We start from the raw sequence: 23,385 nt of genomic DNA, 5'->3' as shown, positions 1-23,385 counted from the left end.
AATCGTTTTTTTACGAATAAACCTATGGTAGTGTATTATGCCCATAAGAATAGGGAAATGAGTGAATTTCATGGAGTATAATGGCAGGATTGTTGCGATTGGTATAGTCGGATTGTTTAACCTTCTACGGTATTTTTACTATCATCAGTATTTGGAGCTTCCATTTAGGGCAAACTTTTTTATTTTAACAACAATTTTTTTAGCGATTGCTTATTGGTGCGGAAAACAATTTGATAACGTAAAATATTATTCTGAAAAAGACTATTTGACAGATACCTACAATCGACGAACGGTAGAACAGTCGTTTCAAAAAATCACACAAATGTATAGAAGAGAAAATCTCAAGTTAGGTGTCATCATGATGGACCTTAACAGATTTAAAGAAATCAATGATACATATGGACATCATAAAGGTGACAAATTGTTAATCCATCTTGCTGTGATCATAAAAAAATTCGTTAAGAAAAATGATATCGTAGCACGATGGGGTGGGGATGAGTTTTTGATTCTAGTACCTGATTGTAAAAATAATTTCGAACGAGTTTATATACAGGGTCTTCAAAAGGTATTAGCGAATGAAAGATTTGACGAATTCCCTTCCGTAGGAGCTTCCGTTGGTTTTGCAATTTATCCTGATGACGGGCAAAACTTTCAAGAGTTAATACAAATAGCTGATGGAGCGATGTATAGGGAGAAAAAATTTAGATCAAGAACTTCGATGTCTTAAATATGGAGTAATTTATAACCGTAAGAACGTGTTCCACTAAACGTTCTTACGGATTTTTCTGTTATTTATATGAAGGGTATCTTGACATTTAATTAATATGGCTTATTATTAATTGAATCCCGATGAAACCTATCGGAGTTGTTAGCATAAGATAATCTATTAATGAAAAACAGCTAAAATTCTAGTAAAAGTATAGTTGGAGGGGAACTTGTGATTAACCTATTTGTAAAAACGGAACGTCAAAAGAAATGGCTTGAAAAGGTAAATGAGGTAGAAACAAAATTTAAAAATACATCTGCTCAAACTGATGAAGAGGCAATTTTTCCGGCAGAAAATATTCAAGATTTAATTGAAATGGGTTATACGAGCAGTACACTCCCACATGAGTACGGAGGAGAAGGGCTAAAAGTCTACGATATGGTACTCCTTCAAGAAACACTAGCTAGTTTTGACGGCAATACAGCTCTTTCTATCGGATGGAATCTTGGGGTTGTCGGAGAACTTTTTGACAAAAGGTTATGGAATGATCAAAATCTCGATTTCTTTGCCAAAGAAGTTCTGAACGGCGCCTTAGTGAATCGATCTGTGAGTGAAGCACAAACAGGTAGCCCAACTAGGGGAGGGCGCCCAGGAACAAATGCGGAGAAACAAGATGGTTCATGGGTATTGTCGGGGCGCAAAACCTTTACAACGGCTTCTCCAGTATTAACTTATTTTCTAACATCTGCCTGGATCGAAGAACAACAACAAGTAGGATTCTTCCTGCTGCACAAAGATTTAGAAGGTCTGACGATTGATCAGACATGGGACGTCATTTCAATGAGGGGAACTGGAAGCCATGATCTAGTTCTCAATCAAGTAAAAGTCGAAGAGTCAAAACTTGTTGAACTACCTGACAAACCAAGTGGTGCACCGTTTAGTGGCTGGCTTCTTCATATTCCTGCATGTTATCTCGGAATTGCACAAGCTGCGCGTGATTATGCTGTTCATTTTGCAACTACTTATTCTCCTAACAGTCTGAATGGGCCGATTAGTCAATTGCCGAATGTTCAACAATTGCTAGGAGAAATTGATTTGGAATTAATCCAGGCGAGGCATCTGATTTACAGTGTGGCGGAGGCTTATGATGATGAATCACGAAGGGGCTATCTGACAAATGAGGTTGCAGTTGTCAAGCATACCATTACGAATTCAGCCATTACGATTGTCGATAAAGCGATGAGAATCGTAGGTGCAAAAAGTCTTCAACGCACGAATCCATTACAGCGCTATTATCGGGATGTCAGGGCAGGTTTACACAATCCCCCTATGGACGATATGACAATTAAAAAATTGGCATTAACTGCAATTGATGGAATTAAAACTAAAAACGCTATCCATAGTTAAAATACATGGATTGAGGCGATCAAAGGGGATTTCATGATGAGAAGAAGAAGCATATTTCAACTTGCGGCGATTGGTTTAGCATTAACTACTATTTTAGCAGGATGTAACTCAAGTAAAGCGGCTGATGAGAATAAGTCAGACATACGAAAAGTAAAAGTCGCCTATGATCAGGCTTCAAAACCAATGTCCTGGTTGGATGAGAAAGGAAATGCAACTGGATATGATGTTGAAGTGATGAAATTGGTTGATGAATTACTTCCACAATACGAATTCGTGTACGTCGGAACGACAAGCGATGACCTATTGGTAGGTGTCGAACAAGGGAAATACCAGGTAGGGGTTAAAAATGCATTTTGGACACAGGAAAGAACAGAAAAATTTATCTTCCCGAAAGAATTTATCGGCTTAAGCAGTGCGGGTCTTGTACTTAAAAAAGAAAATGAACATATCAAGTCCCTGTCAGACTTCGCTTCTGCTGGCTTTTCGTTAGCACCAATTGCAGCTAATAACGCTCAATATACTGTAATTGATGAATACAATAAAGAAAATCCGGATAATAAAGTGCAGTTGAAAGCTGGAGATGCTTTCACAGTAGACGTCGTCCAGTGGGTGAATGAAGGACGCGTAGATGGAGGCGTTATCATAGAAGGGCCATTTGAAAAGCAAGTGACGGCTGAAGATGGTCCTTATCATAATCTGGTAGACGAGGTTGTTTACAATGAATTCGCGGTCATAAAAACATGGCCTTTGTTCAATAAAAAAGAACAGGAATTTGCGAATGCCTATGATCAAGTAGTTAAAAAATTGAAAGAAGAAAAGAAGACAAGTGAATTGAGCTCACAGTTTTACGGCAGAGATTTGTTTGAGGTGTTGGATGCTGTAGAAAGATAACGCTTAGGATATCGAGGCTGTTGGGTGTGCGATATGCTCAACAGCCTTTATCAATCAAATCGTTTCAAATGGAATATGAAAGTGGGGTGAGTACATGGAAAAATATTTTGACGCATCATATATATGGGAGTCCATCCCACTACTAATTCCTTTTTTAAAAATGACATTTATGGTTGCAGGTCTTTCCGTACTATTCGGCACGCTCTTGGGTTTTATCCTAACGGTGGCGAAAACAGGGAAAAGTAAGTTTGCAAGAAAACTAGCGACTGGTTATACAACAATAATAAGGTGTACACCTTCTATCGTACTCCTATTTTTAGTCTATTATGGACTTCCTGCAATCGGTGATCGTTTCGGTCTGAATTTAAACAATATAGACACAGCCGTATTTGTCATAATCACTTTTACCCTTCAATTTGCGGCAGCTATGTCCGAGGTCATGCGTTCAGCTTTTCAATCAATTGACAATGGACAATTTGAGGCCGCAGTTAGTGTTGGGCTAAGCAATTCACAAGCTTATAGAAGGATTGTATTTCCGCAAGCTTTTGTAGTCGCATTGCCGAACTTCGGGAACAGCCTGCTGGCTGTACTACAAGAAGGATCGTTAGCCTATACAATCGGCTTAATAGATGTTGTTGGAAAAGCAAATCTAATTATTGCTGGTAACTACAATGCACATGCTTTGGAAATATTTCTTGCATTAGCGATTATATACTGGATACTTTCAATAGCAATTGAACAGTTTTTCTTGAAATTAGAGCAAGTATTTAGTAAAGGGAAACAAGGATTAAAAACTGCGTAAAGAGGTGAGAAGATGTCTGAAGGATTAAATTACAAGTTTTTAGTAGATACATTTTTTATCGCGTTATCAGGAGTACCTATAACGCTATTCATTACAGTTGTAGCTTTACTCTTTGCGTTGCCGTTAGGTTTTTTGCTGGCATTAACAAGAATCAATCGAATTCCAGTGTTACACCGTTTTGCACAAGTATATGTTTCTTTTGTCAGAGGGACCCCAATTATCATTCAGATTTTCATCGTCTACAGCAGTGTCCCCTTATTACTAAGTTCGCTATTTACTAAGTTTAATATAGGAATGAATGTGTATGATGTGAATCCAATTTGGTACGCATTCATTGTTTTTTCATTTAACACAACAGCAGTTCTGATTGAAGTTTTTCGTTCTGCACTAAGCACAGTGAACAGGGGGCAATTGGAAGCTGCCCAGTCAGTGGGGCTAACTGATGTGCAAGCATATAGAAGAATTATAATTCCACAGGCTTTGGTCGTTGCAATGCCAAATATTTGTACAGCGACAGTCAACCTGATCAAAGCAACATCTCTCGGGTATGCCATGTCATTACAGGAAATTACGCTAAAAGCAAAAGTGGCGGCGAACGTGGGCTATAATTACGTTGAGGCCTATATCGATATCTTTCTTGTCTATTTACTGTTATGCAGTGCAGTCGAATATGCATTTAAACTGTACGAAAAACGTTTGAGTAAATATAAACCGTCAGTTGTTTAAGCATGAAAAGGAGGGACACACAGCATGTTAGAAATTAAAGATGTCTATAAGTCATTCGGTAAAACTGAAATATTAAAAGGTGTTGACGTCACAATAGATAAAGGGGATGTTGTTGTTATACTGGGGCCAAGTGGATCCGGTAAGACGACATTACTCAGATGCATCAATTTTTTAGAAAAAGCTGATCAAGGTCGTGCTGTTTTTGGGGATATAGATGTAAATTTGGGAACCGCGACAAAAAAACAAATTCATCAAATTAGACAGAAAATCGCTTTTGTATTTCAAAGCAATAATCTATTCAATAATAAAACAGCTTTAGAAAACGTAACAGAAGGGCTTGTTATCGGGAGAAAAGTCCCGAAAGAAGAAGCGGTTAAGATAGGGAAAAAAGCGTTGGATAAAGTGGGTTTAACAGATAAATACGATGCCTATCCCAGTGAATTATCAGGTGGACAGCAACAAAGGGTAGGCATTGCAAGAGCCGTTGCTTTGAATCCAGACATTATTTTATTTGACGAACCAACTTCTGCACTGGATCCGGAATTAGTAGGAGAAGTGTTAACTGTTATGAAGAATATTGCAAGGGAAGGAACAACCATGTTAGTTGTCACGCATGAAATGGATTTTGCGAAGGATGTAGCAAACAAAGTAATTTTTATGGATGGCGGAGTCATAGTGGAGGAAGGAACACCCCATGAAATTTTTGTGAATCCAAAAGAAGAACGAACACAGAAGTTTTTAAAAAGGGTCTTGCCGGAAGATTTTACTTATCATATTTAATAGAGGGTATCAAATATAAGATTGCCTGCCTCTCACTTTAGGAAGTAATGCAGCAGACATTAGAATGCTAAAAACTAGTGCTAACTCGTCTATCTATATGGCGGGTTTTACTCTAGTTACAGTGGAATATAGCGGGGCAAGAGTAAAATGGAATTCAATTGAGGGGCCATCGGAATCTATCTTTGTTTGCTGAATTTTAAGGAAACAGGCATGAGTGTAGAAAGAAAACATTGAACTATTAAATTATTATCGTATAATTAGACATGGATAGGCGTTAATATTCATATTTGAAAATTTATCTATGTCAACTTAATCTTTAGAAGTGGAGTTTGCTAGTCAGGTTCACTTCGATCATTTTAAAAACATAGGTTTAACGTCGTACTATCTGCGAGGTAAAGAAACTCGAGTTTAATAGACTGAGTATTCACCTTAGTTGAAATGGGTAAAGGGGGAAAAGTAGTGAAGAAACAAAAGTTTGGGTTACTATTTATTTTGGCTTTGCTGTTAGTAATCGTTGCAGCGTGTTCGGATTCAGGAAAGACAAGTGAAGGTGATAGCTCTAAAGGAGATTCTAAATCGGACGAAAAGTTCACGCTTCAAGCGGGACACTCTTTACCAGAGGACCATCCTTACAATATCACTTTCCTTGAAATGGCGGAAAATGTGAAAGAGCGTACGGATGGTCGTGTAACAATTGAAGTTTTTGCGAACTCGGAAATTGGTGCCGAAAGGGAATTGACGGAAGGGCTGACTTTGGGAACAGTGGATTTAGTTGTATCTTCAACTGCTCCTGTAACAAACTTTGTCCCAGAATTAAGCGTACTTGACGTTCCGTTTATCTTTAAAAATCGTGAAACGGCAGTGGGGATTTTAGAAGGTGAGATTGGTGATGAGTTGTTTAGGCAAATGGGGGAACATGGAATCATCGGACTTTCATGGGGAGAAAATGGTTATCGTCACATTACGAACGGTAAACATCCAGTCAATAATCCAGAAGATTTAAAGGGCCTTAAGATTAGAACACAAGAAAATGAAATTCATATTGCAGCATTTAAAGCACTAGGTGCACAACCAACACCTATGGCATGGACGGAAGCATTGACAGGATTACAACAAGGAGTTGTAGATGCACAAGAAAACCCTGCAATTGTTGCGGACCAATTCAAGTTGTACGAATCAAAACAAAAATATATGACATTAACAGGTCACGTATATTCCGTAGCAATGTTTATGATGAGTCAAAAGTCGTATGATAAACTACCAGAAGACTTACGAGCAATCGTTCTTGAAGAAGGTCAAAAAGCAGGTGCAAAACAACGTGATTTAATCGTTGAAATGGAAAAAGAATCAATCCAGAAACTAAAAGATAATGGCGTTGAAATTATTGAGGATGTAGATTTGGTACCTTTCCAAGAAGCTGTCAAGCCTGTCTATGCAACAATTGAATACCAGGAGCTATTGAATAAAATTATTGATGCACAGTAGCATTTAATAATAGAAGGAAAAAGGGAGAGCTTTGTTCTCCCTTCTTTACATTAAGGAGGGATAATTTGGACAAATCCATTGGCTACTTAAACTTATTTATGAAACATTTTTTAAATCTTATTATGGCTGTATTAACTGGTTCAGTATTTATGCAAGTCGTATTTCGATTCGTAATTAATAAGCCATTGGCCTGGTCTGAGGAATTGGCGATCTATTGTTTGGTCTGGCTTACATTTTTAGGGGCAGCCTATGCGATGTCTTTGAAAGCCCATATTGGTGTTGATTTTTTCACTGAACTATTTCCTATTTCTGTACGTAAAGTCTTCTTTACGATGACAACTATTGCAAGTATTGCTTTTTACATAATTATGATTGTTCAAGGCTACGATTTGGCAAGGCAGTCGATGGCACAATTATCTCCTGTATTAAGGCTTCCGATGGGCCTAGTATATTCTGTCATACCAATTAGTGGATTGTTTTTAATCATTAATCTTGTCCACCTGTTTACTAAGGGAATAAAGACAGGGGGTAAAATGGTATGACTATTCTTTTATTCGTATTACTCGCATTGTTATTTTTGATTGGAGTACCTATTGCAGTTGCCTTAGGAATGGCCTCTTCCCTCGTATTCCTGGTAGATGGACAAGTTTCTTTAATCGTTCTGATGCAGCGTATGTTTAATTCCGTCGCATCTTTTCCTCTACTGGCAATACCATTTTTCATTTTAGCTGGTAAATTGATGGAGAATGGCGGAATATCCAGGAGATTGATTCACCTGGCAAACGTTTTGTTCGGGCGTGTAACAGGTGGACTTGCGATTGTATCAATTATTGCTTGTGCATTTTTTGCCGCAATTTCTGGGTCAGCTGCAGCCACAACTGCCGCGGTCGGATCACTGTTAATTCCGGCTATGGTTAAAAAAGGATACGATAAAAGCTTTTCTACTGCGGTACAAGCTGCTGGTGGAACAATTGGTGTAATGATACCGCCCAGTGTGCCACTCGTTCTATATGGTGTGACTGCTGGTGTATCAATTAGTTCTTTATTCATCGCAGGAATTTTACCTGGGATTTTGGTGGTTGTTTCGCTTTTGATTCTTGTCTATGTTATCTCACTAAAAAAGGGATATGGTGGCGGAGAGCGGTTTACAGTAATCGATTTTTTCAAAGCATTCGCTGATGCGATTTTAGCGATTTTGATGCCGGTGATTATTTTAGGCGGGATTTATGGCGGGATTTTTACGCCAACTGAAGCAGCAGTTGTTGCTGTAGTTTATGGTTTGATTGTCGGTATATTCATTTACAAAGAAATTAAATTTAGAGATTTAATAGAAATATTCTCATCATCTGTTGTTGTTTCTGCGGTGATCATGTTTATTATTGCCGGAGCATCAATATTTGGTTATTACTTAACAAGAGCACGTGTACCGAGAGAAATAACCGAGGTTATGCTTGGTGTCACAGATAATTGGATTATCGCATTGTTAATTATTAATGTTCTATTACTCTTTGTAGGAACTTTCCTGGAAACATCTGCAGCAATCATTATTTTGACACCGATTCTTGTGCCGATTGTCAGCGCTCTAGGAATCGATCTCGTCCACTTTGGAATCATTATGATCTTTAACTTGGCAATTGGTTTTATAACACCTCCAGTCGGAATAAACCTATTTGTTGCTGCTAACATCGCTGGAACGAAATTTGAAAGCCTTGTAAAGGCGATTATTCCGTTCATCATTGTGATGATTCTTGATATCATTATCATTTCATTCATTCCGCAGATCAGTCTCTTTTTAGGAACATTTATGAAATGATAAGTATTTAGTATCGGATTTACAAATAAAGGGATGCGACTCTAACTAGAGTCGTGTTTCTTTTCGATTTGCTTGGAACAAGTTGCTCAAGATAATAGAAGAATTGTAAGTTGATAGACAGGATTAGAAAGGGATATAAAACAGTTTTGTGGAAAATAAATGAATCGATCCTTAGTGTCAATCTTCAACCATGTTTCTAGGACGTGCATTGTCTTTTAAACCAAACTAAACTTATTGGATTAAAAATAAATTCTGACAAGTCATTGACTTTAAGTATTTGATAATGTAATATTGGTCTCAACTTAATAGTTTATATCTTATCCAGAGAGGTTGAGGGACTGGCCCGATGAAACCTCGGCAACAGACTGTCTAGTACTGTGCCAATTCCAGTAAACGAAAGTTTAGCAGATAAGAGGAGTAATATATGTTCGATGCTATTAACCTCTTCTTATTCTACTAGAAGCGGGTTTTTTATTTTTCCTGTAAATGTTGTAAGACATTCAACATTTCACATAACTTCATATATGCTAATTAGACAACTAAAGGCATCTTTCTACTCGGTTATTTAGATCGTATAAAAAGGTGTCTTTTTTGTATATAACAATTAAACAGCGAAACAAATGATTTTAGGGGGGCAAACAATGACGGAGTCTACAAATATCGTTTGGCATGAATCAGAGGTAACAAAAGAAAATCGTCAAGAAGTAAAGGGCCATAAAAGTGCTATTCTTTGGTTCACGGGCCTATCAGGTTCAGGGAAGTCAACAGTTTCAGTAGCGCTAGAAACTGCGTTACATTCTGAGGGCATTCACACATATCGATTGGATGGGGATAATGTCCGGCATGGTCTAAATAAGAATCTAGGGTTTAGCCCAGATGATCGGACGGAAAATATTCGCAGAATCGGTGAAGTGTCCAAACTTATGGTCGATGCAGGTTTGTTGACATTAACGGCATTCATTTCCCCTTATCTGGAAGATCGAGATCAAGTACGCGAAATTGTCGAAGCTGATGAATTTATCGAAATATACGTCAAAGCAAGTTTAGCAACATGCGAAGAACGAGATCCAAAGGGATTTTATAAAAAAGCAAGATTGGGTGAAATTAAAGGCTTTACAGGAATCGATGCTCCTTATGAAGAACCTATTAATCCAGAAATAATCATTGATACTAATCAGTTAAGCATTGAAGAATCCGTTGAACGCATCGTTTCTTATTTAAAAGAAAATAACTATATCTGTTGAATATATGAATATCTACCTAATTGAGCAGAGTCTACGCTATGCGTAGCAACGGATTTGAAGTGACATTGTCTAACAATTTATTAATACTTTTAAAAAACTACTAAACACGTAACATATTAGTTGTTTAGGAATATAATGTCTTTAAACCTACTTGACACATAGGAATAATAAAGTTAGTATAACGCTAATCACTAGCTGACTGGAAACCCAGAAGCTACTAGAAAATCGAGCACAAATGAAATATTCGCTGACTAAAAAGTAGAGGCGACTTTAATCACTAATCGATTAAAGTCGTCTTTTTAAAAAGGAAAGAGTAATAGAATCATTATGTTTAGGGGGGAGAGAATTAGCATGGCGAAGTTGACGTACAAATCTTGGTCTGAGACTAGTGAAGTTTTTACGATTGATGACGAGTCAAAAGGTGCGTTAAACGTATTGCGATGGGCTTACAAGGAATACGATGATCTTGTATATGCGTGTAGTTTTGGAGTTGAAGGTATCGTAATGATAGATTTAATCTCGCAAATAAAACCAACAGCTAAAGTAGTCTTTCTCGAAACTGAATTTCATTTTCAAGAAACGCATACGCTAATCGATGAAGTAAAGAAACGTTATCCAAAGCTGGAAATTGAAATGAAAAAGCCTAGCTTAACGGCTGAGGAACAAGCTGACAAGTATGGCGATCGCCTATGGGAAAGACAGCCGGATCGTTGTTGTCATATGAGGAAAGTAATTCCGCTCCGAGAAGCGATGAGCGATACGACCGCTTGGTTATCCGGACTTAGGCGCGAACAATCACCATCAAGGAGTCAGACAAACTTTGTGAACAAGGATGAAACCTTTCAATCGATAAAAATTTGCCCGCTGATTTATTGGATGTGGACAGATATTTGGGATTATGTAAAAAAACATAACTTGCCCTATAATCCACTCCACGACCAAGGCTATCCAAGTATCGGTTGCACACACTGCACATTCAAAGGGGATACAACGACGGGGTCGAGGTCAGGGCGCTGGGCAAATCAAACAAAGACAGAATGTGGCTTGCATCAACCTAAAGAAAATGGGGGAATTTAAATGAGTTTAAGTCAACCGCATGGCGGTACATTAATTAATCGCTGGAATCCTAATTTTCAGTTCGAAGGGCTAACTAAAATAGTTGAATTAGACGAAATTGCTAGCAGCGACTTGGATTTAATTGGTACGGGTGCATATAGTCCGTTAACTGGATTTTTGACAGAAGTAGATTACAATTCTGTTGTTGCAACAATGAGATTATCTACTGGAGTACCTTGGACAATTCCGATTACATTGCCAACAACAGAGGTGAATGCACAAGGTATCGCTGTTGGGAACTTTGTGAAATTGGAGAGAGATGGAGTTGTCTATGGTGTTCTCGAAGTATCGGATATTTTCACACCAGATAAGGAAAAAGAAGCTGAACTGGTTTATCAAACGACAGACCGTGAGCATCCTGGCGTGAAGAAGTTGTTTGAACGTCCTAATGTCTATCTTGGCGGACCAATCACGCTGATTCAGAGAAGACCCCTGAATGAGTTTTCGGAGTACCTATATGACCCAATTGCAACAAGGCAAAAGTTCCAAGAGCTCGGTTGGAAAACAGTCGTTGGTTTCCAAACAAGAAACCCGGTTCATAGAGCACATGAGTATATTCAAAAGACTGCATTGGAAATTGTAGATGGATTATTTTTGAATCCACTTGTGGGTGAAACGAAATCGGATGATATTCCAGCAGTTGTACGCATGGAAAGCTATGAAGTATTACTAGCAAACTATTATGCGAAAGAGCATGTGTTTTTAGGTGTATTTACAGCGGCAATGCGTTATGCGGGACCAAGAGAAGCTGTTTTTCATGCGATGGTCAGAAAGAATTTTGGTTGTACACACTTTATCGTTGGTCGTGATCATGCGGGTGTTGGTAATTATTACGGGACGTATGATGCTCAGAAAATCTTTAGCAACTTTACGCATGGAGAACTTGGGATTACGTTATTATTTTTCGAGCATAGCTTTTACTGTAATAAATGCGGCAACATGGCTACACCTAAAACGTGTCCGCATGATGTCAGCTACCATGTAATCTTGTCGGGTACAAAGGTGAGAGAAATGCTTCGTAACGGAGAACAACTGCCATCGACATTTAGTCGACCCGAAGTGATCGACGTATTAATTGCAGGAATGCAAAAAGAAGAGATCCATTCATAACGATGAATCTATTATAGAAATGCACGGTGAGAGGAGAGATGAAAATGGGGAAAGTATTTATAGTTGGAGCTGGACCTGGAGATGTTGATTTAATCACCGTTAAAGGGATGAAATGTATTCAACAAGCGGATGTCATCTTGTATGATCGTTTAATAAATAAAGAGCTGCTAACTTATGCAAAACCCGGAGCGGACTTGATATATTGCGGAAAACTCCCAAACTATCACGCAATGATTCAAGAGACGATTAACCACTTTTTAGTGAAATACGCGAAGCAAGGAAAAATCGTCACACGCTTAAAAGGTGGAGATCCATTCGTTTTTGGAAGAGGTGCTGAAGAGGCAGAAGTTCTTGCAGACAATGGAATCCCATTTGAGGTGGTTCCAGGAATTACTGCTGGGATTGCAGCTCCTGCTTATGCGGGTATCCCAGTCACTCATCGTGATCTCAGTTCGAGTTTTGCGATTGTAACGGGCCATATGCGTGCTGGTAAAAGCGATTCCATCCATTGGGAGAGCCTTGCGGTCGGGATTGATACCTTAGCAATTTATATGGGTGTCGGAAACTTACCTTATATTTGTGAGCAACTGACGAAGCACGGCCGACCTGAGAGCACGCCAGTAGCACTGGTTCATTGGGGAACGACAGAAGCGCAGTATACAATTACAGGTACACTTTCTACAATTGTAGAGATTGCGAGAGAATCCGAAATTAAAAACCCAAGTATGATCATTGTCGGTGAAGTTGTGAAGTTGCGGGAGAAGATTCAGTGGTTCGAACAAACGGGATTGAACCAAAATAGCATTAAAGAAGTATCTGCATACTAGCAGCTAAAGGGGGAATCAGCGTGCAGGCTGTCTTATATGTGGGTCACGGTAGTCGGATTAAAGCAGGTGTCGAAGAAGCCATTCAGTTTATTAAGAGCAGTCAATCAATGATTGATGTTCCGATTCAAGAGATTTGTTTTTTAGAACTGGCGGCACCAAGCGTGGATGAAGGGATTACGAAGTGTGTGGAACGCGGAGCTACTAAGATTGCCGTTGTTCCTATACTTTTATTAACTGCGGCGCATGCAAATGAAGATATTCCATTAGAAATCGAAGTGGGAAAAATCATGTATCCCGATATCGAATTTACATACGGAAAAGCATTTGGCATTCATCCAAAAATTGTTGATAGTTTATATGAGCGGGTTGTTGAACGACAAGTAGCGATTGCAGAAGATGCTCAAGTGTTAATCGTAGGTAGGGGGAGTAGTGATCCCGCAGTCAAGCATGATTTAAATGAAATTGCACTGCTTCTTGCTGAAAAGTATTCCTTCAACAAAGTAACTGTTTGTTTTCTTTACGGAGCGGAGCCTCATTTCGATGAAGCATTACTGCAACTACAGCAAGCACCTCAAAAGCAAGTTTTCATTATACCGTACTTATTATTTACAGGTATTTTAATGAATGGTATTGAGAAAAAAATTATGAAACAATCTACTACTGGTCAGCAGCTTATTCTTTGTGAAAATCTTGGTTATCACAAATATGTCCAGGATGTACTTGTTGAACGGGTGAATGAGTTACTTGAAAAAGAACAAAACAGTCTGCCTTTTTAATGAAGAGACTTTGTCTGAAAGGATGAAAAGGGATTATGGAAAAACGTGAACAAAATCTTGAACTTACCATTGAAAATGTTAAAAAGATGCTGAGTACGATGAATTATGGCTCTATCACATTGGTTATTCAAGACAATGTTGTAGTTCAAATAGAGAGAAACGAGAAAATTAGATTAAAATAAACGTTTACTCTTTTGATAAAGTTAATCTTCAATCAGTGGGGATTTACTTCATCCCTACTGATTGTTAGTTTAACCATTCGGGCTTTTACGGGCAGTTGATCCCCCACTGATTCTAATCTTGTCCCCGAAAACTTGAAGTGGGGGTCTTACTGCCCGTTAATGCGGGATAACTGTGTAAAATACTATTTTTGTGGGGTGGAAAACTTTGGCGCTTCAAGTGATAAACAGTCCTTTTAATCAGCAACAGGTAGAACTCCTTAATCAACTTTTGCCGATACTGACAGAGACGCAACAAATCTGGTTGGGCGGCTACCTGAGTGCAAGTCAATTAGTTACGCAATCAAATGCGTCAGGCAGTGTGGTCGTTCTGGAAGAACCAGCAGCGCAAGTAGAGGTCAGCTCAAAAGAGGTGACAATTCTTTACGGATCTCAGACTGGCAATGGGCAAGCTTTGGCGGAAAAACTGACGAAGAATTTAAAAGCAGTAGAGTATCGAGTAAGTCTTGCTTCTATGAATGAATTCAAACCGAATGCACTCAAGAAAATCGAGAATTTACTACTTATTGTAAGTACACATGGCGAAGGTGATCCACCGGATAATGCATTGCCATTCCATGAATTTCTTCATAGTAAAAGAGCGCCAAGATTGGAGAATCTGCAATTTTCGGTCCTGTCATTGGGAGATAGTTCTTATGAATTTTTCTGCCAGACAGGTAAACAATTTGATGAACGATTACTGGAGTTAGGTGCAAAACAGCTTAGTCCACGAGTCGATTGCGACTTGGATTATGATGAATCTGCAGCGGAGTGGTTTACGAATGTTTTAGCTACATTAAATGAACAACAAGAAAGCAGTTCTACAACTGTCCAACAAACGGTCAACAAGGTAATTGAGGGACAACTGGAGTATTCTCGAACAAATCCATTTAAAGCTGAGATTCTAGAAAATTTTAATTTAAATGGTCGTGGATCAAATAAAGAAACGCGTCATCTTGAGTTATCACTTGAAGGATCGAACCTTGAGTTTGAACCAGGAGACAGTTTGGGCATTTATCCAGAAAATGATTTTGGATTAGTAGATACCTTGATTGAGGAGATGGGCTGGAATGCTAGCGAAGTAGTTAAGGTCAATAAACAGGGTGAGCTTAAGCCTTTGCGCGAGGCTTTGATTTCTAATTTTGAAATCACTGTATTGACGAAACCATTGCTACAAAAAGCAGCACAATTTACCGCTAACAATGAATTAAAGGAGCTCTTGGAACCAGAAAGAGAGCAAGAATGCAGGGATTATCTCTATGGTCGAGATCTATTGGATCTAGTGCGTGATTTTGCACCATGGGAAGTCTCTCTAAGTGGTTTTGTCGCAATATTACGTAAAATACCGGCGCGACTATATTCAATCGCTAGTAGTTCAAAAGCGAATCCAGATGAGGTACATCTCACGATTGGAACTGTTCGTTATGAGGCACATGGTCGTGATCGGGTAGGTGTCTGTTCAGATGTATGTGCTGTACGTGCGATACCAGGAGATCATTTACCTGTATATGTTCAGCGTAACTCGAACTTTAAATTACCAGCAGATCCTAACACGCCTTTGATCATGATTGGACCTGGTACTGGAATAGCACCGTTCAGGTCTTTCTTGGAAGAACGCGAGGAGATTGGCGCTGAAGGGAAAACATGGTTGTTCTTTGGTGATCAACACTTCGTTACGGACTTCCTGTATCAGGTTGAATGGCAGCAATGGCTCAAAGAGGGCGTATTGACGCGAATGGATGTTGCATTTTCCCGTGATACGAAAGATAAAGTCTATGTTCAACACCGAATGATAGAGAACAGTCAAGCTATTTTTAATTGGTTGGAAGAGGGTGCAGTACTCTACATTTGTGGTGATGAAAAGCATATGGCAACTGACGTCCATGCTACTCTGGAAAAAATCATTGAAGAAGAGGGTGCCATGAGTTCGAAGGAAGCATCTGACTATTTAGCAGACATGCAACAGCAGAAACGTTATCAACGTGATGTCTATTGAAACAACTGTGAGAGGAGCTAGTTAAATGACGAAAAAAATAATTCTACCGCCACAATCAGGAACACCAAGTGATGTTGAGAGGATTAAGAGTGAGAGTAATTATTTACGAGGATCGCTTGTGGAGACGCTTGAATATCCAATCAGTTCGGGGATACCCGACGACGATAATCGATTGATGAAATTCCATGGCAGCTATTTGCAAGATGATCGGGATTTACGTAATGAACGACAACGCCAAAAATTAGAACCGGCATACCAGTTCATGGTTCGAGTTCGTGCTCCGGGCGGCGTTGCAACTTCAGCACAATGGCTGATGATGGACCATGTTGCTAATAAATTTGGCAATGGAACGTTGAAATTGACAACCCGCCAGTCATTCCAAATGCATGGGATTTTAAAGTGGAATATGAAGGAAAATATTCAGGAAATTAACGCGGCGTTGATGGATACACTAGCGGCTTGTGGTGATGTGAACCGGAATGTGATGTGTAACCCAAACCCTTACCAATCGGATATTCATGCTGAGGTTTATGGCTGGGCTCAGAAACTCAGTGATTATCTTTCACCTCGGACCAATGCGTACCATGAAATCTGGCTCGATGGTGAAAAAGTAATCGACAGTCAAGAAACAGAGGAAGAAATCGAACCATTGTATGGCGCACTCTATTTACCAAGGAAATTTAAAATTGGTGTGGCAGTTCCTCCTAATAATGATGTTGACGTCTTTTCGCAGGATCTTGGTCTAATTGCCATTTTAGAAGAAGGTAAATTAGTAGGATTCAACATTGCAGTCGGGGGCGGCATGGGGATGACACATGGGGATACAGACACCTATCCTCAGTTGGCACGAGTGATTGGATTCTGTACATCAGATCAGATTATCGAAGTAGCCGAAAAAATCATTACGATTCAACGTGATTACGGAAATCGTTCTGTTCGAAAGTATGCACGTTTTAAATACACAATTGATGCTCGTGGACTTGATTGGGTCACCAAAGAACTCAATGAGCGATTAGGCTGGGAACTTGGAACCGCGCGTGATTACTTTTTTGAACATAATGGTGATCGTTATGGTTGGGTAGAAGGAAGCGATGGCAATTGGCATTTCACGCTCTTTATCCAAAACGGTCGAATCCAAGACTTGGATGATTATCCAATGATGACAGGGTTGCGCGAAATTGCCAAGATTCACACAGGAGATTTCCGCCTTAGCCCAAACCAAAACCTAATTATCAGCAATGTTACGAGTCAAAATAAGAACCAAATTGTCGAACTGATAGAACAGCATGGATTGACTGATGGGCAGCATCATTCCGCATTGCGTCGGAGTTCAATGGCTTGTGTTGCTTTTCCAACTTGCGGGCTAGCAATGGCTGAAGCTGAACGTTATCTGCCCTCCCTACTAGATAAGATGGAACTGATTTTGGATGAAGCGGGATTGCGTGAAAAAGAGATTATCATACGTATTTCAGGTTGCCCGAATGGTTGCTCTCGTCCATCTTTGGGGGAAATTGCCTTTATCGGTAAAGCCCCCGGAAAATACAATATGTATCTAGGTGCTGGCTTTGTCGGAGATCGGCTGAACAAATTGTACCGAGAAAACATTGGAGAAGAAGAAATTCTAGACCTGCTTAAACCACTATTTTTCCAATATGCAAAGGAAAGACATGAAGGTGAGCATTTCGGTGATTTTGTTATCCGTGCAGGACATGTAAAAGCTGTTCAATCTGGATTGGACTTTCACGATTAATAAGAAAAGCGCTGGAGGGCCTTAAAGTTAAAGGCGCTCTTTGCCTTTACCTTAAGGACTGAAGCGACTCGAGGGGCTAGGCGCTGGAGTCTAGACACTGCTCCAAGTGAAAAACTTATACTTTCTTATCTTTTAAAAAAGCTAAGAAGGACCGCTAATTTTATGGTCTTTTTCAGAATAACTAAACAGCGGCAGGTGAATAAAACAATGAAATCATACCCAATTATGTTGAACGTCGAAGACAAAGCTGTAGTAGTAGTTGGTGGTGGTCTGATCGCCTACAGAAAAATTGGCGGCTTGCTACAGGCAGGTGCTTATGTAACTGTGATTAGTCCAGTGATTCATTCGAAAATAGAACAACTCTTTATCGAGAATAAGATTGATTGGAAAGCTAAATTGTTCGAACCGAATGATCTTGATTCCGCATTGGTTATTATTGCAGCAACAAATAATGAGATGGTGAATACATTCGTTGCATCATCTGCTGGCAAGGATCAACTGGTCAATATCGTTGATAATCCGGAGTTAAGCACTTTTCATGTCCCTGCAAAGTTGACCAGAGGGGACTTAACGATAAGTATTGCAACTGGAGGAGCGAGCCCGACACTAGCTACAAGCATACGTGATGAACTTTCCGAAATTTACGACGATTCTTATGGTGATTATCTTGAATTTCTAACACTGTCGAGAGAAAAAGTGAAACACTCTATGTTAGATCAAACAATAAAAACCAAATTACTTAAAACAATCACCAGTGACACGTACAGGCAATCTATCAACATGCAACATGCTTTTTTAGAATTGATTGGCGGATACCAAGACAAATCCTGACTGCAATTGGGGGGATGACAGATATGCGAGTCGTAAGTAATATAGCTGAATTGATTGGAAATACGCCGCTTGTAAGATTAAATAGACTGCCAGATCCACAAGGGGCAGCTGTCTATGTGAAACTTGAATATTTTAATCCAAGCGGGAGCGTAAAAGACCGAGCGGCTTACAATATGATTGTAGAAGCAGAAAAAAGTGGGGAATTGGTGGCGGGGGCAACGATTATTGAACCTACATCAGGTAATACTGGCATTGGTTTGGCAATGAATGCCGCAGCAAGAGGTTATAGTTCAATTTTCGTCATGCCGGATAACGCAACGATTGAACGCATTAATTTAATGAAAGCATACGGTGCTAAAGTCGTTCTGACACCAAGTGAAGAAAGAATGCCAGGTGCGATTGCAAAAGCGAATGAATTAGCAGCACAAATTGTAGGCAGTTTTATCCCCATGCAATTTGAAAACGCCGCAAATCCTGATATTCATCGGACAACAACGGCTGTTGAAATTAGCGAAGCGATGAAGTCAATTGGAAGAACGCTTAATGCATTCGTTTGTACGTCAGGAACGGGAGGGACGGTAACGGGTACCGGGGATGCACTTAAAGAACTTAATGATAGAATCTCAGTTCATGTTGTTGAGCCCGCCGGATCACCTGTGCTATCGGGAGGAAAGCCAGGAAAGCATAAGCTTGTCGGAACGAGTCCAGGTTTTATTCCTTCCGTTTTGAATACGAACGTCTACGATGAAATCTTTATGATACAAGATGATGAAGCTTACGAGACAGTACGTGCTGTAGCGGCGAATGAAGGGATTCTCCTTGGCCCTTCAGGAGGCGCAGCCATATATGCCGCGTTAGCCGTTGCTAGGCGATTGACTCCGAATGATACGGTCGTCTGTATTGCACCTGATTCTGGTGAACGCTATTTATCAAGCGATTTGTTCGAATTTTAATAACTCTATAAACTTAGCGCAGCAGCGAATTCAGTGGAGTTCTTTATCTCAACCTTTATAGAATTACTTGTGGAAAATTTCAGGAGAGGGGTATTTGAATGTATTTAACAATAGATGGCATTGCCAAAAGTTTTCCACATAAAGAAAAAGGGCATGTCAAAGTGCTGGATAATATCTCGTTAGACGTGGAAAAAGGACAGTTTGTTTCGATTGTCGGTCCTTCCGGTTGCGGGAAGTCGACATTGCTCTATCTGATTGCTGGTCTTGAGAAGGCTGATCAAGGGGAAATTCGGATTGCTGGTAAAGTAGTGACGGATCCTGGACCAGATCGTGTCGTCGTTTTCCAGCAGGATGGATTGTTTCCGTGGTTAACGGTTCTTGATAATGTCACATATGGCTTACGTTTAAAGGGTTTGCCCAAAAAACAGGCAGAGGACAAAGCGAGAGAAATGTTGAAAATGGTTCATTTAAGCAACTTTATTGACTCCTATCCGCATCAGCTGTCCGGAGGTATGAAACAACGTGTTGCTATCGCACGCGCACTTGTTATGGAACCCGCAATTTTACTCATGGATGAGCCGTTTGCGGCACTGGATGAGCAAACCAGAATGGTGTTACATAATGAGCTGCTTGAAATATGGCAAAAAACTAAGGTGACAATCTTTTTCGTTACGCATAACATTCGGGAAGCAGTCCTTTTATCCGAAAAGATTGTCGTTTTTGAAACACGCCCTGGAAGAATCAAAGAGATTCATTCTTCAACGACAATGAAAGATGGTATTATGCCAAACGATGTAACGTTTCATTTGGAAAAACAGATATTGGCATCACTGCAAGGTGAAATTGAGAAAGTGTTAAAGGAGGAAATGGGGGATGACTACATTTTTAAGACGAACCCTCTTCATCGGGATTCTAGCGGCGATATGGGAAGTCACATCTAGATTATCAAGCTTGCCCGATTTCATGTTTCCAAGTCTCAGCCAAGTATTGCATACACTTTACACAGGTATTGTAAGTGGGCAAATAATGACTGCAATCCTAACGAGCATGAGTCGTCTATTAATAGGGTTTACAATTGCGACAGTCCTCGGTCTCTTTTTAGGCTATCTTATATGGCGTTCTAAGTTAGTGGAAGACACACTTGGATTTCTTGTCACAGCATTGCAATCGATTCCGAGTATTGTCTGGTTCCCACTTGCAATCATATGGTTCGGTTTGAACGATTTTTCCATTCTATTTATTGTCACAATCGGCGCCACATGGACAATGACAATCAATGCGACGAGTGGTTTTAAAACTGTGCCAAGGCTTTATCAACAAGTTGCTAAAACATTAGGGTCTAGCGGTTTTCACTTTTTACGAACAGTTATAATGCCAGCATCTGTCCCACAGCTCATAGCCGGATTACGTATCGCCTGGGCATTTTCCTGGCGCGCGTTAATGGCAGGGGAACTTCTTGGTGGCGGTGGTGGGCTTGGATATCTCTTGGAAATGGGCAGATCACTTGGACAAATGGATTTGGTTATCTCGGTAATGATCATCATTGGTGTTATCGGTACAATTATGGATAATCTGGTCTTTTTACGACTGGAGCGCAGTGTGCAGAAAAAATGGGGAATCAGTTAAGTAATGATAAATAATGACAGATGGGGAGAGAACGGAATGAAACGTAATTTGTTCTTACTTGGGCTAATTTCTTTAGCTGTATTGGCAATTGTTGCTGGCTGTGGAAATACAGAAAAAGGAGCACAAGACAGTAAAGAAGTGAACATTGGTTATTTCCCGAATTTAACACATATCGCTACAATCGTTGCGCTAGAGAAAGGTTATTTCACTGAAGCGTTTGGAGAAGATATAAAAATCAACACAAAAACCGTCAGTAACGGTGGCTTGTTTATGGAGGCAATGGTGACTAAATCAATTGATGTGGGAACAGTAGGGCCTGGTCCATTACTGAACTTCTACGTAAAAGATCCCAGCTACCATATAATTTCAGGTGCTGTAAACGGGGGAGCAGTACTGGTTGCAAGTGAACATAGTAATATTAAAGAACTTGCAGATTTAGACGGGAAGAAAGTTGCGATTCCTGTAATCGGAAGTACCCAAGACGTCATGTTGCGTAAGGCACTGAAAGATGTTGGTCTGAAGCCGACGTCAAATGGCGGCACAGTCGAAATGTTTGCCGCAGCACCAGCTGATACAGCAACGCTCTTTGTCCAAAAATCAGTGGATGCTGCAGCAACACAAGAACCATGGGGTTATATTTTGGAAACACAGGCGAACGGTCAATTGTTGTTAGACTGGGAATCATTCGCTTGGGGGAAAGAATCGACGAATACAGTGGTTGCAGCAAGTAAGAAGTTTTTGGAAGATGAAGAACTTGTAAATGCTTATCTAACAGCCCATGTAAAAGCAGTAGCGTTTATTGAACAGAATCCTGAAGAAAGTCAAAATCTTGTTAGTAAGCATATCAAAGAACTAACAGGAAAAGAGATTGACAAAACTGAACTCGAAGCCGCGTTTAAGCGTCTGAAAGTAACAACATCCGTCAATGAAGAAGTGATTCAGGAGATGGCTGATATCAGTAAGGAAGCAGGGTATGTCACTAGTAATGATATTGATGGCTTAATTCAATTGGAACAGTTGAAGTCAATAGAAGCAAAATAATAAAACGTAAAGCGCTACTGATTTAGTAGGTTTAGAAACATCATTTTGATGTTTCTAATTTCATGGCGTGCGTTAAGTGGTTATTTATAGATACAGATGGGGAGAGAAAAGGATGAAACGTAAATTTTTCGTACTTGCGATTATTTCCTTAGTTGTATTGAGTACTTGTTCTGCATGCGCTATAGCAGAAAAAGAAGAAAAAGGCGGTAAAGTGGTGAACATTGGTTATTTCCCAAACTTAACACATATCGCTACAATCGTTGCGCTGGAGAAAGGTTATTTCACTGAAGCGTTTGAAAAAGATATTAAAATCAACAAAAAGGCCCTCAGTAACGGGGGCCTGTTCATGGAAGCGATGGCCACTAAATCCATTGATGTGGGAACAGTTGGCCCAGGTCCTGTACTGAATTTTTACGTAAAAGAACCAAACTACCATATAATATCAGGTGCTGTAAATGGCGGAGCAGTCCTAGTTGCAAGTGAGCATAGTGCCATTAAGCAGCTTGCTGATTTGGACGGGAAGAAAGTTGCGATACCGGGAATTGGGGGTACTCAAGACATTATGTTGCGTAAAGCGCTAAAAGATGTTGGTCTTAAACCTGCAGCAAATGGAGGGACAGTAGAAATGTTTGTCGTGGCACCAGCTGATACAGCAACGCTATTTATTCAAAAGTCCCTAGATGCTGCAGCAATACCGGAACCGTGGGGCTATATTCTGGAAACACAGACGAATGGTAAGTTGTTATTGGACTGGGAATCATTCGCATGGGGGAAGGAATCGACCAATACCGTAGTCGCAGCAAGTAAGATGTTTATGGAAGATGAAAAATTGGTGAATGCCTACTTAACAGGTCATGTAAAAGCAGTTGAGTTTATTGTGCAAAATCCTGAAGAAAGTCAAATTCTTTTTATTAAACACATCAAAGAATTAACTGGAAAAGAGATTGACAAAGATGAACTCCAGGTCGCATTTAAGCGTCTAAAAGTAACTACTTCTGTCAATGAAGAAGTTATTCAGGAAATGGCTGATATTAGTAAGGAAGCAGGATATATCCCTAGCAGCGACATTGAAGGCTTAATTCAATTGGATCAGTTGAAGTCAATAGCAGGAAAATAATGAAATGCTTCATAATTTAGGAGGATTGGAAACATCAGTATGATGTTTCCAATCCTTTTTTCTTGCAGTTTTGAAAATGTCACAAAGCTTTCCTTTGTCTTACTTGAAGACTAAGAGTAAAATGGAGTTAAGTATGCCAGTAACTGAACGAAATGCGAATCCACCAAATT

General features: G+C 39.7%; 23 protein-coding genes and 1 riboswitch. All 23 genes read left to right on the top strand.

All coding sequences use genetic code 11. From position 1 onward, the window contains the following. Positions 1–70: 70 nt before the first annotated feature. Entirely contained in the window at positions 71–727 is a 657-nt protein-coding gene (locus H2672_RS07805; RefSeq protein ID WP_186670756.1) for a GGDEF domain-containing protein, read from the top strand. A 210-nt stretch (positions 728–937) separates the two neighbouring features. Then, on the top strand, positions 938–2,113 hold the full coding sequence (locus H2672_RS07800; RefSeq protein ID WP_186670755.1) for an acyl-CoA dehydrogenase family protein: 1,176 nt from the start codon (positions 938–940) through the stop codon (positions 2,111–2,113). Between the two features lie 36 nt (positions 2,114–2,149). Then, complete coding sequence (locus tag H2672_RS07795) at positions 2,150–3,004, top strand: transporter substrate-binding domain-containing protein (protein WP_186670754.1); 855 nt, start codon at positions 2,150–2,152, stop codon at positions 3,002–3,004. Positions 3,005–3,098: 94 nt separating this feature from the next. Next, positions 3,099–3,806, top strand: a complete 708-nt coding sequence (locus H2672_RS07790; protein WP_186670753.1) for an amino acid ABC transporter permease — start codon at positions 3,099–3,101, stop codon at positions 3,804–3,806. Between the two features lie 12 nt (positions 3,807–3,818). Then, on the top strand, positions 3,819–4,532 hold the full coding sequence (locus H2672_RS07785; RefSeq protein WP_186670752.1) for an amino acid ABC transporter permease: 714 nt from the start codon (positions 3,819–3,821) through the stop codon (positions 4,530–4,532). Between the two features lie 24 nt (positions 4,533–4,556). Beyond that, the gene (locus H2672_RS07780; RefSeq protein ID WP_186670751.1) at positions 4,557–5,312 is read left to right on the top strand and encodes an amino acid ABC transporter ATP-binding protein; all 756 of its coding nucleotides are present in this window, start codon (positions 4,557–4,559) and stop codon (positions 5,310–5,312) included. Positions 5,313–5,771: 459 nt separating this feature from the next. Then, positions 5,772–6,797: a TRAP transporter substrate-binding protein gene (locus H2672_RS07775; RefSeq protein ID WP_370569617.1), complete on the top strand. Its 1,026-nt coding sequence runs from the start codon at positions 5,772–5,774 to the stop codon at positions 6,795–6,797. Positions 6,798–6,862: 65 nt separating this feature from the next. Continuing rightward, positions 6,863–7,339 (top strand): TRAP transporter small permease, encoded by a 477-nt coding sequence (locus H2672_RS07770; RefSeq protein ID WP_186670749.1) that lies wholly within the window; start codon positions 6,863–6,865, stop codon positions 7,337–7,339. Further along, positions 7,336–8,610 carry a TRAP transporter large permease gene (locus H2672_RS07765; RefSeq protein WP_186670748.1) on the top strand — a complete coding sequence of 425 codons (1,275 nt, stop codon included), beginning with the start codon at positions 7,336–7,338 and terminating at the stop codon, positions 8,608–8,610. The genes H2672_RS07770 and H2672_RS07765 overlap by 4 nt, the downstream gene beginning before the upstream one ends. A gap of 314 nt (positions 8,611–8,924) precedes the next feature. Further along, a riboswitch (SAM riboswitch) is annotated at positions 8,925–9,025 on the top strand. 226 nt (positions 9,026–9,251) lie between these two features. Further along, complete coding sequence (gene cysC, locus H2672_RS07760) at positions 9,252–9,854, top strand: adenylyl-sulfate kinase (protein ID WP_186670747.1); 603 nt, start codon at positions 9,252–9,254, stop codon at positions 9,852–9,854. A gap of 351 nt (positions 9,855–10,205) precedes the next feature. After that, positions 10,206–10,931 (top strand): phosphoadenylyl-sulfate reductase, encoded by a 726-nt coding sequence (locus tag H2672_RS07755; RefSeq protein ID WP_186670746.1) that lies wholly within the window; start codon positions 10,206–10,208, stop codon positions 10,929–10,931. Beyond that, positions 10,932–12,080, top strand: a complete 1,149-nt coding sequence (sat, locus tag H2672_RS07750; protein WP_186670745.1) for a sulfate adenylyltransferase — start codon at positions 10,932–10,934, stop codon at positions 12,078–12,080. A gap of 44 nt (positions 12,081–12,124) precedes the next feature. Beyond that, positions 12,125–12,907, top strand: coding sequence for a uroporphyrinogen-III C-methyltransferase (gene cobA / locus H2672_RS07745; protein WP_186670744.1), 783 nt, complete (start codon positions 12,125–12,127; stop codon positions 12,905–12,907). A gap of 20 nt (positions 12,908–12,927) precedes the next feature. Then, a complete protein-coding gene (locus H2672_RS07740) occupies positions 12,928–13,683 on the top strand; it encodes a sirohydrochlorin chelatase (RefSeq protein WP_186670743.1) in 756 nt (251 codons plus the stop codon). Positions 13,684–13,718: 35 nt separating this feature from the next. Then, positions 13,719–13,865: a YezD family protein gene (locus H2672_RS07735; protein WP_082786557.1), complete on the top strand. Its 147-nt coding sequence runs from the start codon at positions 13,719–13,721 to the stop codon at positions 13,863–13,865. 205 nt (positions 13,866–14,070) lie between these two features. After that, complete coding sequence (locus H2672_RS07730) at positions 14,071–15,897, top strand: assimilatory sulfite reductase (NADPH) flavoprotein subunit (RefSeq protein ID WP_186670742.1); 1,827 nt, start codon at positions 14,071–14,073, stop codon at positions 15,895–15,897. Positions 15,898–15,922: 25 nt separating this feature from the next. Further along, a complete protein-coding gene (gene cysI / locus H2672_RS07725) occupies positions 15,923–17,647 on the top strand; it encodes an assimilatory sulfite reductase (NADPH) hemoprotein subunit (RefSeq protein ID WP_186670741.1) in 1,725 nt (574 codons plus the stop codon). Positions 17,648–17,854: 207 nt separating this feature from the next. Beyond that, positions 17,855–18,478 (top strand): NAD(P)-binding protein, encoded by a 624-nt coding sequence (locus tag H2672_RS07720; protein WP_186670740.1) that lies wholly within the window; start codon positions 17,855–17,857, stop codon positions 18,476–18,478. 23 nt (positions 18,479–18,501) lie between these two features. Further along, the gene (cysK, locus tag H2672_RS07715) at positions 18,502–19,431 is read left to right on the top strand and encodes a cysteine synthase A (RefSeq protein WP_186670739.1); all 930 of its coding nucleotides are present in this window, start codon (positions 18,502–18,504) and stop codon (positions 19,429–19,431) included. 98 nt (positions 19,432–19,529) lie between these two features. Next, positions 19,530–20,372, top strand: a complete 843-nt coding sequence (locus tag H2672_RS07710) for an ABC transporter ATP-binding protein (protein WP_186670738.1) — start codon at positions 19,530–19,532, stop codon at positions 20,370–20,372. Then, entirely contained in the window at positions 20,305–21,057 is a 753-nt protein-coding gene (locus H2672_RS07705; protein WP_186670737.1) for an ABC transporter permease, read from the top strand. The genes H2672_RS07710 and H2672_RS07705 overlap by 68 nt, the downstream gene beginning before the upstream one ends. Positions 21,058–21,093: 36 nt before the next feature. Next, a complete protein-coding gene (locus H2672_RS07700; RefSeq protein WP_186670736.1) occupies positions 21,094–22,098 on the top strand; it encodes an ABC transporter substrate-binding protein in 1,005 nt (334 codons plus the stop codon). 112 nt (positions 22,099–22,210) lie between these two features. Further along, positions 22,211–23,215, top strand: coding sequence for an aliphatic sulfonate ABC transporter substrate-binding protein (locus tag H2672_RS07695; protein ID WP_186670735.1), 1,005 nt, complete (start codon positions 22,211–22,213; stop codon positions 23,213–23,215). The last annotated feature ends 170 nt before the right edge of the window (positions 23,216–23,385 follow it).

Source organism: Sporosarcina sp. BP05 (assembly GCF_014282005.1).
In the GTDB taxonomy this organism is placed as follows: domain Bacteria; phylum Bacillota; class Bacilli; order Bacillales_A; family Planococcaceae; genus Sporosarcina.
The sequence above is the reverse complement of the archived record's forward strand: the minus strand, read 5'-3'. Positions and strand labels throughout refer to the sequence as shown.